Source organism: Flaviaestuariibacter terrae (assembly GCF_054777635.1).
Map to the genome: position 1 here is coordinate 1,290,738 of NZ_BAAHAL010000006.1, position 14,686 is coordinate 1,305,423.

At 58.4% G+C, this 14,686-nt stretch carries 13 protein-coding genes; 3 read left to right on the top strand and 10 right to left on the bottom strand.

Annotation, left to right across the window (positions count from 1 at the left end; all coding sequences use genetic code 11):
• The first annotated feature begins 142 nt into the window (after nucleotides 1-142).
• The gene (purB, locus tag ACYU7Z_RS06340; protein ID WP_460568516.1) at nucleotides 143-1,489 is read left to right on the top strand and encodes an adenylosuccinate lyase; all 1,347 of its coding nucleotides are present in this window, start codon (nucleotides 143-145) and stop codon (nucleotides 1,487-1,489) included.
• A 204-nt stretch (nucleotides 1,490-1,693) separates the two neighbouring features.
• Here purB and ACYU7Z_RS06345 read toward each other — a convergent pair whose 3' ends face one another.
• The 3 genes from ACYU7Z_RS06345 to ACYU7Z_RS06355 form a co-directional block, all read right to left on the bottom strand.
• Entirely contained in the window at nucleotides 1,694-3,259 is a 1,566-nt protein-coding gene (locus ACYU7Z_RS06345) for a flotillin family protein (protein ID WP_460568518.1), read from the bottom strand.
• Between the two features lie 45 nt (nucleotides 3,260-3,304).
• The gene (locus tag ACYU7Z_RS06350; RefSeq protein WP_460568520.1) at nucleotides 3,305-3,883 is read right to left on the bottom strand and encodes a hypothetical protein; all 579 of its coding nucleotides are present in this window, start codon (nucleotides 3,881-3,883) and stop codon (nucleotides 3,305-3,307) included.
• 82 nt (nucleotides 3,884-3,965) lie between these two features.
• Nucleotides 3,966-5,555 (bottom strand): peptide chain release factor 3, encoded by a 1,590-nt coding sequence (locus tag ACYU7Z_RS06355; RefSeq protein WP_460568522.1) that lies wholly within the window; start codon nucleotides 5,553-5,555, stop codon nucleotides 3,966-3,968.
• Between the two features lie 192 nt (nucleotides 5,556-5,747).
• Between ACYU7Z_RS06355 and ACYU7Z_RS06360 the strand changes: the two genes are divergently transcribed.
• The gene (locus ACYU7Z_RS06360) at nucleotides 5,748-5,951 is read left to right on the top strand and encodes a hypothetical protein (RefSeq protein ID WP_460568524.1); all 204 of its coding nucleotides are present in this window, start codon (nucleotides 5,748-5,750) and stop codon (nucleotides 5,949-5,951) included.
• A 226-nt stretch (nucleotides 5,952-6,177) separates the two neighbouring features.
• Here the strand turns inward: ACYU7Z_RS06360 and ACYU7Z_RS06365 are convergent, their stop codons facing one another.
• Nucleotides 6,178-6,849, bottom strand: a complete 672-nt coding sequence (locus ACYU7Z_RS06365) for a LolA family protein (RefSeq protein WP_460568526.1) — start codon at nucleotides 6,847-6,849, stop codon at nucleotides 6,178-6,180.
• Nucleotides 6,850-7,152: 303 nt separating this feature from the next.
• Here ACYU7Z_RS06365 and ACYU7Z_RS06370 point away from each other — a divergent pair, with 303 nt between their 5' ends.
• Nucleotides 7,153-7,515, top strand: coding sequence for a hypothetical protein (locus ACYU7Z_RS06370; protein ID WP_460568528.1), 363 nt, complete (start codon nucleotides 7,153-7,155; stop codon nucleotides 7,513-7,515).
• A 21-nt stretch (nucleotides 7,516-7,536) separates the two neighbouring features.
• Here the strand turns inward: ACYU7Z_RS06370 and ACYU7Z_RS06375 are convergent, their stop codons facing one another.
• The 6 genes from ACYU7Z_RS06375 to pyrF form a co-directional block, all read right to left on the bottom strand.
• Nucleotides 7,537-10,326, bottom strand: coding sequence for a DNA translocase FtsK (locus ACYU7Z_RS06375; protein ID WP_460568530.1), 2,790 nt, complete (start codon nucleotides 10,324-10,326; stop codon nucleotides 7,537-7,539).
• Nucleotides 10,327-10,438: 112 nt separating this feature from the next.
• Nucleotides 10,439-10,825 carry a DUF423 domain-containing protein gene (locus tag ACYU7Z_RS06380; protein WP_460568532.1) on the bottom strand — a complete coding sequence of 129 codons (387 nt, stop codon included), beginning with the start codon at nucleotides 10,823-10,825 and terminating at the stop codon, nucleotides 10,439-10,441.
• Between the two features lie 207 nt (nucleotides 10,826-11,032).
• Nucleotides 11,033-11,602 carry a shikimate kinase gene (locus ACYU7Z_RS06385; RefSeq protein WP_460568534.1) on the bottom strand — a complete coding sequence of 190 codons (570 nt, stop codon included), beginning with the start codon at nucleotides 11,600-11,602 and terminating at the stop codon, nucleotides 11,033-11,035.
• A gap of 92 nt (nucleotides 11,603-11,694) precedes the next feature.
• Nucleotides 11,695-12,873, bottom strand: coding sequence for an acyl-CoA dehydrogenase family protein (locus ACYU7Z_RS06390; protein WP_460568536.1), 1,179 nt, complete (start codon nucleotides 12,871-12,873; stop codon nucleotides 11,695-11,697).
• Between the two features lie 203 nt (nucleotides 12,874-13,076).
• The gene (locus tag ACYU7Z_RS06395) at nucleotides 13,077-13,658 is read right to left on the bottom strand and encodes a thioredoxin family protein (RefSeq protein WP_460568538.1); all 582 of its coding nucleotides are present in this window, start codon (nucleotides 13,656-13,658) and stop codon (nucleotides 13,077-13,079) included.
• A 115-nt stretch (nucleotides 13,659-13,773) separates the two neighbouring features.
• Nucleotides 13,774-14,640 carry a beta/alpha barrel domain-containing protein gene (pyrF, locus tag ACYU7Z_RS06400; protein ID WP_460568540.1) on the bottom strand — a complete coding sequence of 289 codons (867 nt, stop codon included), beginning with the start codon at nucleotides 14,638-14,640 and terminating at the stop codon, nucleotides 13,774-13,776.
• Nucleotides 14,641-14,686: the final 46 nt, after the last annotated feature.

Here is a 14,686-nt window from a genome sequence, read left to right on the forward strand (position 1 = left end):
TGTAGTTTATGGTTGGCTGGCGTGCTTTCACCTTTTATGCTTTCCCTTCCACCCACATCAGCACATCACCACATTACCACATTACCACATTCCCCGATTAGCAGACTAGCAGACTAACCCATTAGCAGACTACCTTCGCGCTATGGAACTGAGCCCCCTGACCGCCCTTTCCCCGATCGACGGACGCTACCGCCGCCAGGTACAGCAGCTGGCCGATTACTTCTCCGAATATGCGCTGATGAAATACCGCGTGCGCGTGGAGATCGCCTACCTGGTTTTTCTTTCCGACAAGCGCTTTTTCCGGCTGCCCGCTGCCGCCGCCAGGCACCTGCAGGCCGTGGAAGCCGACTTCGGCCCCGAGCAGGCGACGCGGATCAAAGCCATCGAAGCGACCACCAACCACGATGTAAAAGCCGTGGAATATTTCCTCAAGGAAGAACTCGAAAAAGCCGGGGCAGCCGCTGCGAAAGAATGGGTGCATTTCGGCCTGACCTCGCAGGATATCAACAATACCTCGATCCCGCTCTCGTGGAAAGAAGCGCTCGAATTTGAATACCTTCCGGCCCTGCTCAACCTGAACACGGAACTGCGCCTGCTGGCCGGCAGCTGGAAATCGGTGCCGATGCTTGCGCGCACGCACGGCCAGCCTGCCTCGCCCACAACGCTCGGCAAGGAATGGATGGTGTTTGTGGAGCGCCTGCACAACGCCATCTACCTGCTGCTCCAGGTTCCCTTCAGCGCCAAGTTTGGCGGCGCCACCGGCAACTTCAACGCCCACAGCGTGGCCTACCCGAAAAAAGACTGGATTGCGCTGGCCAACGAATTCGTGGAGGACCGCCTGGGGCTCCAGCGCCAGCAGTTTACCACGCAGATCGAGCACTACGACAACCTCGCTGCCCAGTTCGATGCGATGCGCCGTATTAATACCATCCTCATCGACCTATGCCGCGACATCTGGACCTATATCTCGCAGGATTATTTCAAGCAGAAGACAAAGAAGGGCGAAGTCGGGTCATCGGCCATGCCGCATAAAGTCAACCCGATCGACTTCGAAAATGCCGAAGGCAACCTCGGTATCGCCAACGCGCTCTTCGAACACCTGTCGGCCAAGCTACCGATCTCGCGCCTGCAGCGCGACCTCACCGACAGCACCGTGCTGCGCAACCTCGGTGTTCCCTTCGCGCATACGATGCTGGCCTTCCGCTCCATCGAAAAAGGGCTGGGCAAGCTCGTATTGAACCAGGAGAAGATCCGCCTCGACCTCGAAGACAACTGGGCCGTCGTTGCCGAAGCCGTACAGACGATCCTGCGGCGCGAGAACTACCCGAACCCGTACGAGGCACTCAAGGAGCTCACGCGCGGCAAGGGTAAAGTCACAAAAGAGACTATGCACGCCTTCATCAATGGACTGGATGTGTCGGCTACGCTCAAGAAAGAGCTGAAGAAGATCACGCCGGAGAATTATACCGGTGTATCCCCTGAGTTTTGACAAGCACGTTGACACGGTCCTTGCGAGCGAAGCGAGGCAAGCGCTCCCGCTACGCGAAAGCTTTGGAAGGGATAAAGCTGATCCTGGCTGCAGAACATTTTATGGCATGTGCGCTTCGTTGCATGTTTTTGCTTCTCCCGGTAGTACGACAGAGGCCCCGCAGTGCGGGGCCTCTGTTATTGTCCTGGTGTACGATTATTATGCTTACTGCAGCAGGTCGACCGGCGGCGTCGGCGGCTTTTCATCCGCCTGTCCCTTACCGAGATAGTTCGGCAGATCCATACCGGCCATATCGAAAATGTCTTTGAGCGGGGGTACAGCCTTGTATAATCCCGAAACGAAGTTGGCAGTCGAGTTCTTGCCTTCGCCGTTCTGCTGGCCGTTTTCCCACACGGTGATCTTGTCGATCTTGATGTTCTTGATGGCTTCCGTCTGCATCTTCACAAGCTCGGGAAGCTTGTCGGAGATGAGCAGCAGAACGGCATCTTTCGGATTATTGCCCGCAGCCTTTACGATCTGGTCAAGACCCTGGGCCTGCTTGGTGAGGATCTCGTACATACCGCGGGCTTCGGCTTCGAGCTTGGCATAGATGGCATCGGCCTCACCCTTGGCGCGCTCGCGGATGCGCTCGGCGTCGGCCTGCGCCTCGATAATGGCCTTCTGCTTCTCGATCTCCGCCGACACTACGATGTTGGCCTGCTGCGAGGCACGCTCGCGCTCGGCTCGGGCTTCCTCGGCCTTCCGTTCCGCGTTATACGCGGCTTCGAGGGCCTGCGCCGACTGTACCTTCTCGGCTGCGGTGGCGCGCTTCAGCGCTTCGGCCTCCCGCTCGCGGCGCTCGGCGTCCGACTGTGCAATGGCGATCTTCGATTGGTTCTCGCCCGTCATCGCCACGGCATTGGCCTCGGCAGTTTTAATACGTGTATCGCGCTCCGCCTCGACCTTGCCGATCTGCTCGTCGCGCCGGGCGGCAGCGATCAGCACTTCGCGGTCGCGGGTAGCCAGGGCGATCTCGGTGTCGCGGTCGCGCTGGGTCTGCGTGATGCGCACGTCGCGCTCCTTCTGCGTTTCCTGGATGGCAATGTCGCGCGAGCGGTCGGCGTCGGCCTTACCTACCTCACCCATACGCTCCTGCTCGGCCACGCTGATCTTCGCTTCGTTGATCGCCTTGGCAGCGGCTTCCTTACCCAGGGCAACAATGTAGCCGCTCTCGTCTTTGATGTCGGTGATGTTCACGTTGATCAGCTTGAGACCGATCTTCTTCAGCTCCGCCTCCACGTTGGTGGCAACGTTGGTGAGGAACTTATCGCGGTTGTTGTTGATCTCCTCGATATCCATCATCGCCACCACGAGGCGCATCTGGCCGAGAATGATATCGTTGGCCAGCGAGTGAATATCCTGCTGCTGCAGCCCGAGCAGGCGCTCGGCGGCATTCTCCATCACGCCGGGTTCCGTAGAAATACCTACCGTGAACTTCGACGGCACGTCCACGCGAATGTTCTGCTTGCTGAGTGCATTGGTGAGGTTGACCACGATCGAGATCGGCGTAAGATCCATGAACGCATAGTCCTGGATGATGGGCCAGATAAATGCTGCGCCGCCGTGGATGCACTTGGCACTGAGGTTGCCTTCGGCGTTGGAGCCGACCTTACCATATACCACCAGCACCTTGTCGGAAGGACAACGCTTGAAGCGGCTGAAGAGCGAGAAAAGCAAAATGAAGAGGAAGACCACCGTTACGGCGATCACGATCAGCAATAGACCAGACATAATGAGGGTTTAGAAAGTTTAGGAGGTTCAGGAGATTCAGAAGGTTCAGGAGGTTAGTTCGGAGGTAACGAGCAGCACGTGGTTGCCCAGCACGCTGACAACCTGTATGGGGCGTCCGGTGGCGATGTCGGCCGGATCATCGGTCATGGCATCGAGCTCGAGGTAGCGTCCCTGCACATGAAGCTGGATCTTACCCGTGCCGCCGCGGCTGGCGGGAATGCGGAGGTAGGTTTCGCCCACCTTGTAGAGCGCGTTTTTGAGTTGAAGGGTGCCACTCGAGCGGAGCTTCGCGGCGCGGCCCATGACGGTCCAGAGCAGCCAAACCAGGCCGCAGCCGGCGCCGAAGGCCAGCAGCGTCGACGTCATCTCGCCGAGGCCCGCGTGGTAGGCGGCAAGCCCCGCCCAGCCAAACATGGTGAAGAAGGCGATCATCGAACGGATCGTGAAGAAGGAATGCCCCGCATCGCCATCCAGGTTGCTGTCGTGGCCGTCGTGGCCATCACCGAAAATGACGGATGCAACAGATTGCAGCAGGAACAACAGGGAGAAAAGAAGCGCAATGCACCACAGCACCAGTTCAAAGCCATGGAGATGCTGAAGCCAATGAAAGAATTTGCCGGCCATGCAGTTTGGTTTACCCGACAAATATATTATTTTTTTTACCTGTCGGGCTTCAGGAACTACAGATCACAGAGCAACCCACGCCTCAGGATTTATGCACTTCACTCGTAAAGTGAAACTCGATATCCGGGTTGTTGCTGCGCTCCGTATTCAGGAACCATTCGCTCTGCGCGAGGTAAACGAGCTGCCCGTCCTTGTCTTCCGCTACGTTGTTGCTTTTGAACCGGACAAAATCCTCGAGCTTCTTCGGGTCTTTGCTGGTCAGCCAGGTGGCTTTGTAGAAAGGCAGCGAGTTGAAGGCTACCGAAGCGCCGTATTCGTGCAGAAGGCGGTACTGGATCACCTCGAACTGGAGCTCACCCACGCAGCCGATGATCTTCTTGTTGCCGCCGTACTGGGTAAAGAGCTGCGCCACACCTTCGTCGGTGAGCTGCAGCAGGCCCTTCTCGAGCTGCTTCGTTTTCATCGGGTCCTTGTTCACCACTTCCTTGAAGATCTCCGGGGAGAAGGTCGGGATGCCGGTGAAAAAGAAGTTCTCGCCTTCCGTCAGCGTATCGCCAATCTTGAAGTTGCCGGTGTCGAAAAGACCCACCACGTCGCCGGGGTAGGCATCATCCACCACGCTTTTTTCGCGGGCGAGGAAGGTGTAGGGGTTTGAGAAGCGGACGTCCTTGTTGAGACGAACATGGTGAAAATATTTGTTGCGCTCAAACTTGCCCGAGCAAACGCGGAGGAACGCGATGCGGTCGCGGTGCTTCGGGTCGAGGTTGGCGTGGATCTTAAAAATAAAGCCGCTGAACTTGTCCTCGCCCACCGCCAGGTGGCGCGTGGAAGTTTCCCGGTCCTGCGGTACCGGCGCAATGCGGATAAAGGTGTCGAGCATTTCCTTCACGCCGAAGTTGTTGACCGCCGACCCGAAAAATACGGGGGCTACATCACCGCTGCAGTAGGCTTCCGGGTCGAGCTCGCCATACACGCCATCAAGAAGCTCCACGTCTTCGCGAAGCGTGGCGGCATCGCGCTCGCCGAGGTTCTGGTCGAGAATCGGATCGGACAGATCACTGATCGAAATGGTATCATCGTCGGTGGCCTTCGTGCTGGCCGTGAAGAGACGGAGGCTTTTGTTGTGGAGATCGTAGACGCCCTTGAAATCCTTGCCCTGGTTGATCGGCCAGGTCATGGGGTGCAGCGAGAGCGAGAGCTCTTTCTCGATCTCCTCGAGGAGGTCAAAGCGGTTCTTGCCGTCGCGGTCGAGCTTGTTGATGAACACGATCACCGGCGTCTTCCGCATCCGGCATACCTGCATGAGGCGGCGTGTCTGGTCTTCCACACCGTTTACCGAGTCGACCACAAGAATAACAGAGTCGACGGCGGTGAGGGTGCGGAACGTGTCTTCGGCGAAGTCCTTGTGACCGGGCGTATCGAGGAGATTGATGAGCGTGTTCCGGTACTCAAAGCTCATCACGGAGGTGGCAACCGAGATACCGCGCTGCCGCTCGATCTCCATGAAGTCGGAGGTTGCGGCCTTTTTGATCTTGTTGCTTTTCACGGCCCCCGCCACCTGGATGGCGCCCCCGAACAGGAGAAACTTCTCGGTCAGGGTGGTCTTGCCGGCATCGGGGTGCGAAATAATGGCGAAGGTGCGGCGCTTTTGAATCTCGGACTGGTACTTCATAACTGCGGCCGCAAAGGTAGCCCGAAAGTGCCACTTTGCTCCCTCCTATTGCCCAGGTTGCCCCACAGCCCATCTGTCTTAACAATGTTTTGTCCCCAACCTGCACCCCTTTTTCCGCACAACGGCCGGGCTGTAAAGAGCGTAAAAAAAGGCACCATTTTCGTCTGTAGTTAACCTGTAAATGCTACCCGTATGGAACACATCAACCAAGGCAAGAACAGCGGCCCCAGCCAGAACGAGCAACGCCAGGGCCGTCCCGGTGCCCCCACCGGTTTCGAGGGGATGAACTTCGAAGAGCAGCGCGGCAGCCTTAAAAACAGCGACGGCGCCGGTGTAAGCTATTCCCGCGAGGAAAGCCAGCGCGAGCGCAACGGCCGCAGCACGCCCGAAGAATAAACTTTGTGTTTGCACTTCCGATCGATAGTGTGTGTTTGAAGGAGGTTTTCTGGAAGAGCACTCAAAAAAAATCCCATCGTCACAAGACGATGGGATTTTTTTGAACCCGAGAACAAGGAAGGATGAATATTGATCGGGAGGGACGAATAATAGAGAAGGGAAGCCTGTTCGGACTTCCCTTCTTCATTCAATATTCCTTGTTCCTTGTTCTGCTGTTCGACCTGCTTCAGCGCAGATCGACCACTTCCACACCGGGAAACTTCGCCTTGTTGAAAACGAATTCGGCATCAGAGGCGCCGGAGTCGGGCTTCAGGCTGCTCACGGTATAGGTGAAGCGGTTGCCGTCCTTGTTGAGGATACGGGCGCTGTAGAATACTTTATTGACCTTGTCTACCCAGAGGTACACCTTGTGGTAGGGACGTGTCTTATTGGTCGGCGTCAGCTCGATCTCCTGGAGCACACGGCCGCCCTCGCGCTTCTCGCCATTGAGCTTATACAGGAAGTCCTTGTCGTAGAAGTTCGTGAAGAGCTTCTGCGGCGTGATCTCGCCGGTTGCCGTTTCCACGTCTTTTACGGTTACCTCATTGGCGCTGCGGTCGAAGCTCCAGCTTGTTTTGCCGTCGGAGAACAGCTCCATGCCGGGGATCGTCACGTGGTACTTGGTGCCTTTCATGATCACCTTGCCTTTCTTGGTGGAAAGAGCCTTGCCCTGGGCATTCTCGATCTTATAGGTAAAGGCGGCGCTGGGAGCCCGGAAGGTGCGGAAGCGGGCGCTCACCGCGTCGAGGATCTTCTTGGCCTCGGGGTCGCTGTTTACGGGATTGCTGGAAGTAACTTTCTGCGCACTGGCGGCGGTCAGTGTCGCCAGGCCCAGCATAAGGGTAACAATTCTTTTCATGGAGTCGTGTGCTTGCTTAAGTAATGCGGGCAAATATAAGCCCATTAACGCCCCGCCAAGGGCAAGGAGCATACCGATCGGCCCTAACCGGCAATGGATTAACAGCGTTCTAACGGGTCTTAACGAAGCTTAACATGAAGCCCGCGGCAAATGGGCGGTCGGAGGCATAGAAGTTGACCGCATTCCGGTATGTGTCGCCTCTACCTCGTTGCTGCTGTCATCCTTTTCGCCGCCTGCACGGACAACCGCACATCCAATCCGCCGGATGCGGGTCAGCCGGGCGCTCGCGAAAACCGCGATCATATGCCGACGTCGGTAAAGCCGGATAATTCAGAAGCAGCAGCAACCGATACGCTTCGCTTCGCCTCCGGCAGCGACAGTATCAGCGTACTGGGTGAATTCTCGCCCTTGCGGCGCGACAGCATCTATCATTTCGAAGTAGCGCGCCCGGGACGGCTGGAGGCACGGCTCTTTACAGCGGGCCCGAACGTCAACCTCCGATTCAACCAGTTGCTGATGCCCGGCGGCGAAGCCGACGGCCCCTTCGGCCAACAGGTAACATATACGCTGCAGAAAAAAGGCTGGTACGCGCTGCGGATCGGGCCCGACCGGATGGCCGAAGGCGATACTCCAGGCAGGTTCCGGCTTACGATCCGGATCCGCTGAACCGTATCAATTGCAACCGCATCAACCCAGCATGATGAGGTGCTCCATCAGTTCCGTCTCGGTTTTGAACAGCACCTCGCGGGCTTTCGAGCCTACGTTGGGTCCGACGATCCCGGCACGTTCCAGTTGGTCCATGAGGCGGCCGGCGCGGTTGTACCCAAGCTTCATGCGGCGCTGCAGCAGCGAGGTCGATCCCATCTGGTTTTGCACAATGAGTTTGGCCGCATCCTCAAAGAGCGGGTCTTTCTCACCCGAGTCGAAGTCGCCGCCTTTTTCGAGTTCTTTCTCGTCCACGTATTCGGGCAGCAGGAAGGCCTGGGGGTAGCCGCGCTGGTCGGCGATGAAGTCGTTGATCCGCTCCACTTCGGGCGTATCCACAAACGCGCACTGCAGGCGCACCAGCTCGCCGTTGTAGGAGATCAGCATATCACCCTTACCAATGAGCTGCTCGGCGCCGCCGGTGTCGAGGATGGTGCGTGAGTCGATCTTGGAGGAAACCTTGAAGGCGATACGCGCGGGGAAGTTGGCCTTGATGGTACCCGTGATGATGTTCACCGAAGGACGCTGCGTGGCGATGATCAGGTGAATACCGATGGCGCGGGCCAGCTGCGCGAGACGCGCAATGGGCATCTCCACTTCCTTGCCGGCGGTCATAATGAGGTCGGCAAACTCGTCGATCACCAGCACGATAAAGGGCAGGTACTGGTGGCCCTTCTGCGGGTTGAGCTTGCGCTTGGTGAACTTCTCGTTGTACTCCTTGATGTTGCGGGCGCCGGCTTCCTTGAGGAGGTCGTAGCGGTTGTCCATCTCGATGCAAAGCGCGTTGAGCGTGGCGATCACCTTTTTGGTATCGGTGATGATCGCTTCCTCCTCGCCCGGAAGCTTGGCCAGGAAGTGGTGCTCGATATGGCGGTAGATGGAAAGTTCCACCTTCTTCGGATCCACCAGCACGAACTTGAGCTGCGAAGGATGCTTCTTGTACAGCAGCGATACGAGGATGGCGTTGAGGCCAACCGATTTACCCTGCCCCGTGGCACCCGCCATCAGCAGGTGCGGCATCGTGGCGAGGTCGGCCACAAAGAGTTTATTATCGATCTTCTTACCGATCGCGATCGGCAGCTGCATCGAGGAGTTGCGGAAATCGTCCGACGCCAGCATCGTACGCATCGACACGACCGATTTTTTCACGTTGGGCACCTCGATACCGATCGTGCCGCGCCCGGGGATCGGCGCGATGATGCGGATGCCCAGCGCCGCGAGGCTGAGGGCGATATCGTCTTCGAGGTTCTTGATCCGCGAAATGCGGACCCCCGGCGAAGGCACGATCTCGTACAGCGTCACCGTAGGCCCGATGGTGGCCGATATTTTCTGGATGCTGATGTCGTAGTTGCTCAGCGTGTTGATGATCTGGTTCTTGTTGGCCTCGAGCTCGGCGGGGTCGTGCTCCACGCGCTCCGAGCCATGCACTTCGAGCAGGTCGATATGCGGGTGCTTGTAGTCGCGCAGGTCGAGCGCCGGGTCGTAGGGCGGCAGGTCGCCGTAGCCCTTGTCGGCCTGGACGATCTCGTGATCCACCTCGGGCTCGGGCTCCGCTTCCTTGATCTCCAGCTGGAAGTTGTCGGAAGGCATGATGACAGCCTTCGCTTCCGCGGGCGGCGCCGGCGGCTCGGGAGCGGGCTCGGCTTTCGGCGGCAGCACCACTACCGAGGGCTTCGAAGGTATTTCGAGGTCGTGGGTATGAAGGATGTCGGCCACGATCTCTTTCTCCTGCGGCAGCTCCTCCTCCATCGGGAGATCCTCTTCTTCTTCGGGCTCTGTTACCGGCTCATCCCCGGGCTCCTCTTCCTTTTCCACGATCTCGAAAGGAACGCCGGCGTACATGTCGTTGACGCTGGGGGTGAACTGCATCCCACCCTCGCCTTTGAGCTGGTTGGGACGCTCGGGAGCGGCTTCTTCGCCGGGCTCGGAAGCTTTGTCGAGGAAGGGTGTTGCGATGCTGAGACGCGCGCCGGACGGCACTTCGGCTTCTTCGTCAACAGCCGGCTCGTCGAGGAAGGGACTGTCGCTTTCCTCCGCAACCGGCAGCAGGGGGCGCTGCTTGCGCTCGGGGATCCTGAACGTGGGGTTGAACTGCCAGATCAGGTACGAGGCACCGACCACCAGCAGGAGTGCCGCTGTGCCGACGCCGCCGAGGAAGCGCCCGAGCCAGTCGGAGATCATGTTGCCCACGCGGCCGCCCCAGGGAAAGTCAACGCCGTCTTCGTAGTGCGACGGGAGGATAAAGGCCATCGTCACCGAGGCGATGAGCAGACCGAAGGTGATGTATTTGAGGTTGCGCCAGATGGAGAACACCTTGCGCTCGAACAGCAGGTTGATGCCGACCACGAAAAAGAAGGTGCAGAACAGCAGCGATGAAGCGCCGAAGCCGCGGTAGATGAAAAAGTGGGCGGTCCAGGCGCCGAGGCGGCCGAGGAGGTTGGTGACCTTCACCTCGTCGTCGACGAGGAAGGAAGCGCTGTTTTGGAGCACCTTGTCCTGGTCTTCTTTCCACGTGAAAAAATAGGAGACGAAGGCGATGAACAGGAAGATCGCCATCAGCAGCGATACGGTGCCGATGATCTTCCAGGTGCGCTCGTCGCGCGCGAGCTTTTTGAAGTCGATGGCTTCCTCGCGGTCTTTCCGGAATTTACCGGCGTCTTTGGAAGCCTTTTCCTTGGCCCCGTCCTTGTCGGCCTTGGCGCGCGGCGACTTGCGGGCAGGCTTGGGCTTGGCGGGTTCCGCCTCCTGGATTTCGGGAAGTTCTGCAGGCACTTCGGGTTCAACCGCTGCAGGCGGGGGTGGTGGAGTTTTCAGCCGGTTCGCCATAGAACAAAGATAATCGCCCGATCCGGATGGGTGGCGGTTTTCGGCTAATATATTAAAATTATCGGCGCAGCATTCCGATCAGCAGCGCAATCCAGCCGGCGATGAAAAAAAGTCCGCCGATCGGCGTGATAATGCCAACGCCGCGCAGACCCACGCTGTCCATGGCCTTGAGCGAGGCCAGCAGGTACAGCGATCCCGAAAACAGCACGATCCCCACGAGGAAGCACCAGCCCGCCGCGCTGAGTGCGCTGCCGCCGAACTTTTCCCAGAGGATTCCGGTGAGGAGCAGGGCAAAGGCGTGGTACATCTGGTACTGCACACCCGTTTGATAGGTGGCCACCACGTCGGCGCCCACGTACTTCTTGAGGCCATGTGCCCCGAACGCGCCCAGGATCACACCCAAACCGGCCAGGATGGCGCCGAGGGAAAGGAAGGTTTTCTGCATGGGGGCAAAAATAGGCCTTGGGGAGGTTTTGAAAGGCTTTGAAAGGTTTCGGAAGGCAGGCCGTCATTGCGAGGCGCCCGAAGCAGCGCGAAGGGCAACGAAGCAATCCCTATCGGGCTGACGCCGCGGCTTCAAGTTACTTCTGCGCGGGCCGGAAGAGATTGCTTCGTCCACTTCGTTTCCTCGCAATGACGCTTCGAATGGAGCTTACGCATGCGCAATCTTATCCAGCAATTGCCCGAGCTGCAGGTCGTCCTGCTCCACCACGATATCGGCCTGCTGGTAAAAGATCCGGCGGTCGCCGAACTTGCGTACGATATAGGCACGGAGCTGGTCTTCACCAAGGTCGCGCACGAGGGGCCGCCTGTCGCGCTCCTTCAGCAGCCGGCTGTGGAGGCAATTGGTGGAGCAGTTGATCCACAGCGTGCGGCCCATCTCGTTCATGTAGTCGATGTTCTTGTAGAAGCAGGGCGTTCCGCCGCCGGTGGCCATCACGAAGGCCGGGTGGCTCTCGGTGAGCAGGTGCAGCGTTTCCTTTTCGAGCTGGCGGAAGTACTCCTCTCCATCTTCCGCAAAAATGTCGTTGATGGATTTGCCCGCCGATTCCTCGATCTTCTCGTCGAGGTCGATAAAAGGCACGCCCAGCGCGGGCGACAGCTGCCGGCCCCAATAGGATTTGCCACAGCCCATAAAGCCGACGAGGAAGAGACGGCCGGCCCCCTGCCCCCCGGGGGGAGCGCTTAAATCCGATCTGTCTTGCAGGTGTTGCACATTCATAAGTACGTAGATTCCAAAAATAAGGATGGCTCGCAATGCGAGCCATCCTTATTTATTGCTTTAGGAAAAGTTTGAGGGTAACGCGATGCGGCCTACTTGAACGCATTGAATCCCGTGACATCCATACCCGTAATGAGCAGGTGCACATCGTGGGTGCCTTCGTAGGTGATGACGCTTTCGAGGTTCATCATGTGGCGCATGATGGAGTATTCGCCGGTGATGCCCATGCCGCCGAGCATCTGGCGGGCGTCGCGGGCGATGTTGGCGGCGATCTCGCAGGAGTTGCGCTTTGCCATCGACACCTGCTGCGGCGTGGCGCGGCCCTCGTTCATGAGGGTGCCGAGTCGCCATACCAGGAGCTGGGCTTTCGTGATCTCGGTGATCATCTCGGCCAGCTTCTTCTGCTGCAGCTGGAACGCGCCGATCGGCTTGCCGAACTGGATGCGCTCCTTCGAATAGCGAAGGGCCGTATCGTAGCAGTCCATCGCCGCGCCGAGCGCGCCCCAGGCAATGCCGTAGCGGGCTTTGCTGAGGCAGCCAAGCGGCCCCTTCAGTCCTTTGACTTCGGGAAAGATATTTTCCTTCGGAACTTTTACGTTGTCGAAAACGAGCTCGCCCGTGGCCGAAGCGCGCAGGCTCCACTTGCCGTGTGTTGTGGGGGTGCTGAAGCCTTCCATGCCGCGCTCCACGATGAGTCCGCGGATGTCGCCCGCCTCGTCTTTCGCCCATACCACAGCTACCTGGGCGAAGGGCGCGTTGGAGATCCACATTTTGGCGCCGTTGAGCACGTAGTGATCGCCCGCATCCTTGATGTTGGTGATCATGCCCGCGGGGTTCGAGCCGTGGTCGGGCTCGGTAAGACCGAAGCAACCGAGCCATTCGCCCGAGGCCAGCTTCGGCAGGTATTTGCGCTTCTGCTCCTCCGATCCATAGGCATGAATCGGGAACATCACCAGGGAGCCTTGTACCGAGGCCGTGGAGCGAACACCGCTGTCGCCGCGCTCGAGCTCCTGCATCATCAGGCCGTAGGAAATGTAATCGAGGCCACCGCCGCCGTACTCAACCGGCACGGTCGGTCCGAAGCAGCCAAGCTCGCCGAGCTGCTTCACGATGTGCTCGGGAAATTCGGCGCGCTGCGCGTAGTCTTCAATGATCGGGGAGATCTCTTTCTTGACATAGTTGCGCACCGTTTCGCGGATAAGCTTGTGCTCGTCGGTGAGCAGTTCGTCAACCAGGAAATAATCCGGGGAGGTAAATTGATCGGTAGCCATGCGCGCAAATGTAGGTCAATCGGTGAAAATGATCGCCCGCAGGAACGGCAGATTCAATAGAAACGTCATTGCGGGGAAGACGGCGTGAAGCGCCGGCTGAGGAAGCAATCTGTTGATGGCTGGCGCCGAAGCAAGTTCCGTGTAGCAGGGAAGAGATTGCTTCTCCGCCCGCTGGCGGATCGCAATGACGGGTCAGCCATTAACTAACCCTTGTTCTTTTTGAACCGCCCGGCAATCAATTGCAGTTCGTCTGGGGTCAGCTTTGTCGTCTTCTTCAAAACCTCCACAAAAAAGGCCACTTCGTCTTCTTCGGCCGGGCAGCCGATGTTCTGCCCTGGCGCCTTCTGCGAATCGGCCAGCTTGTTTCCCCGCGCATCGAAGAGCAGGAAATACGGGATGCCGAGGTCATTGCCTTTGTATTGCTTCAACAGGTCTTCGGCGCCGGGATTTTCGAGGGCTTTCTTCGGCGGCTGCTCGTACACATCGAGCCAGCGGATGACGAAGCTCTTCTCAAACAACAGCTTCATGTCCGGCTCCTCCATCGCCTTCTGCATTTTGTGGCACCAGCCGCACCACGATGCATGAAAGAGGATGAGTACGTTCTTATGCTCTTTGGCTGCCACGGCACGGGCTTCCTTCAGCACTTCTGCGGCGGTGGGCGGTGCGTCTGCCTGTGGTACCTTCCTGGCAATCGCAACACTCTTCACAACGGCAACCGGGTGCTGCGATTGCGCAACGGCCGCCGTTGCAACGAAGAAGGCAGGGAAGAAAAATCCATATCGCATAGCGATCATTTTCGAAAAGATACGATTCATTCAACCGGCATCGATTGATGGCAACGCTTTTAACAATCCTCTGAGCGTAACACTTCTTCTCTTTTTTCTTTGCGGTTCCGGAAACTTATTTCATTTTGATGCCCTCGAGGTACCCGCGCATTTCGAAGGCATATTGCTGCGCGATCGCGGCCGCTTCTTCCGCGAAGTCCTCCCCTTCCGAGGCATAGATGATCGCGCGGCTGGCATTCACGAGGAGGCCACAATCTGCCGTCAGCGCGGCTTGCGAGATTTCCCGAAGGCTGCCCCCCTGCGCGCCCACCCCAGGCACAAGGTAAAAGTGATCGGGCGTCAATGCGCGGATCCGCGCAAAGGCATCGGCCTGCGTAGCCCCGACGACAAACATCAGGTTGCCCGCGCTGCCCCATTCATTACCCTTGCGGAGCACGAACTCGAACAGCTGCCCGTTTTCCTTTGGTTGCGTATGAACACCATCCACCAGTACATCCTGCTGCCGCGTGCATTCGAGCAGCTCGAAGTCGCGCGCGCCGGGGTTGGACGTAAGCCCGAGCAGGATCGTCCATTTGCCTTCATAAGCGAGGAACGGCTGCACCGAGTCGGCTCCCATATAGGGCGCCACGGTGATGGCGTCGAAGGGCAATGCCTGGAAGAAGGCCTTGGCATACTGCGTGGAGGTATTGCCGATATCGCCGCGCTTGGCATCGGCGATCTTGAAATGCGTGCCGGGGATGTAGCGCACGGTGCGGTCCATCGCCTCCCAGCCTTTCAGCCCCTGGGCCTCGTAAAAAGCCGTGTTGATCTTGTAGGCCACGCAATGGTCCTTCGTGGCGTCGATGATCGCCTTATTAAATTCGAAGACCGCATCGGGCCTGCTTTTCAGGTGCCCGGGAATTTTTTCGGGATCGGTGTCGAGCCCCACACAGAGGTAGGTTCCCTTGGAGAAGATCTGGTCGATGAGCTGGGCGCGTGTCATGAGACGAAGGTAGTGCCTGCGCGGTGAGCCGTGAGCGGTGGGAAGT

Bases quoted from the DNA above. Each gene is read 5' to 3' on its own strand.
- purB (WP_460568516.1), top strand. From the start codon at position 143: ATGGAACTGAGCCCCCTGACCGCCCTTTCCCCGATCGACGGACGCTAC.
- ACYU7Z_RS06345 (WP_460568518.1), bottom strand. From the start codon at position 3,259: ATGTCTGGTCTATTGCTGATCGTGATCGCCGTAACGGTGGTCTTCCTC.
- ACYU7Z_RS06350 (WP_460568520.1), bottom strand. From the start codon at position 3,883: ATGGCCGGCAAATTCTTTCATTGGCTTCAGCATCTCCATGGCTTTGAA.
- ACYU7Z_RS06355 (WP_460568522.1), bottom strand. From the start codon at position 5,555: ATGAAGTACCAGTCCGAGATTCAAAAGCGCCGCACCTTCGCCATTATT.
- ACYU7Z_RS06360 (WP_460568524.1), top strand. From the start codon at position 5,748: ATGGAACACATCAACCAAGGCAAGAACAGCGGCCCCAGCCAGAACGAG.
- ACYU7Z_RS06365 (WP_460568526.1), bottom strand. From the start codon at position 6,849: ATGAAAAGAATTGTTACCCTTATGCTGGGCCTGGCGACACTGACCGCC.
- ACYU7Z_RS06370 (WP_460568528.1), top strand. From the start codon at position 7,153: ATGCCGACGTCGGTAAAGCCGGATAATTCAGAAGCAGCAGCAACCGAT.
- ACYU7Z_RS06380 (WP_460568532.1), bottom strand. From the start codon at position 10,825: ATGCAGAAAACCTTCCTTTCCCTCGGCGCCATCCTGGCCGGTTTGGGT.
- ACYU7Z_RS06385 (WP_460568534.1), bottom strand. From the start codon at position 11,602: ATGAATGTGCAACACCTGCAAGACAGATCGGATTTAAGCGCTCCCCCC.
- ACYU7Z_RS06390 (WP_460568536.1), bottom strand. From the start codon at position 12,873: ATGGCTACCGATCAATTTACCTCCCCGGATTATTTCCTGGTTGACGAA.
- ACYU7Z_RS06395 (WP_460568538.1), bottom strand. From the start codon at position 13,658: ATGCGATATGGATTTTTCTTCCCTGCCTTCTTCGTTGCAACGGCGGCC.
- pyrF (WP_460568540.1), bottom strand. From the start codon at position 14,640: ATGACACGCGCCCAGCTCATCGACCAGATCTTCTCCAAGGGAACCTAC.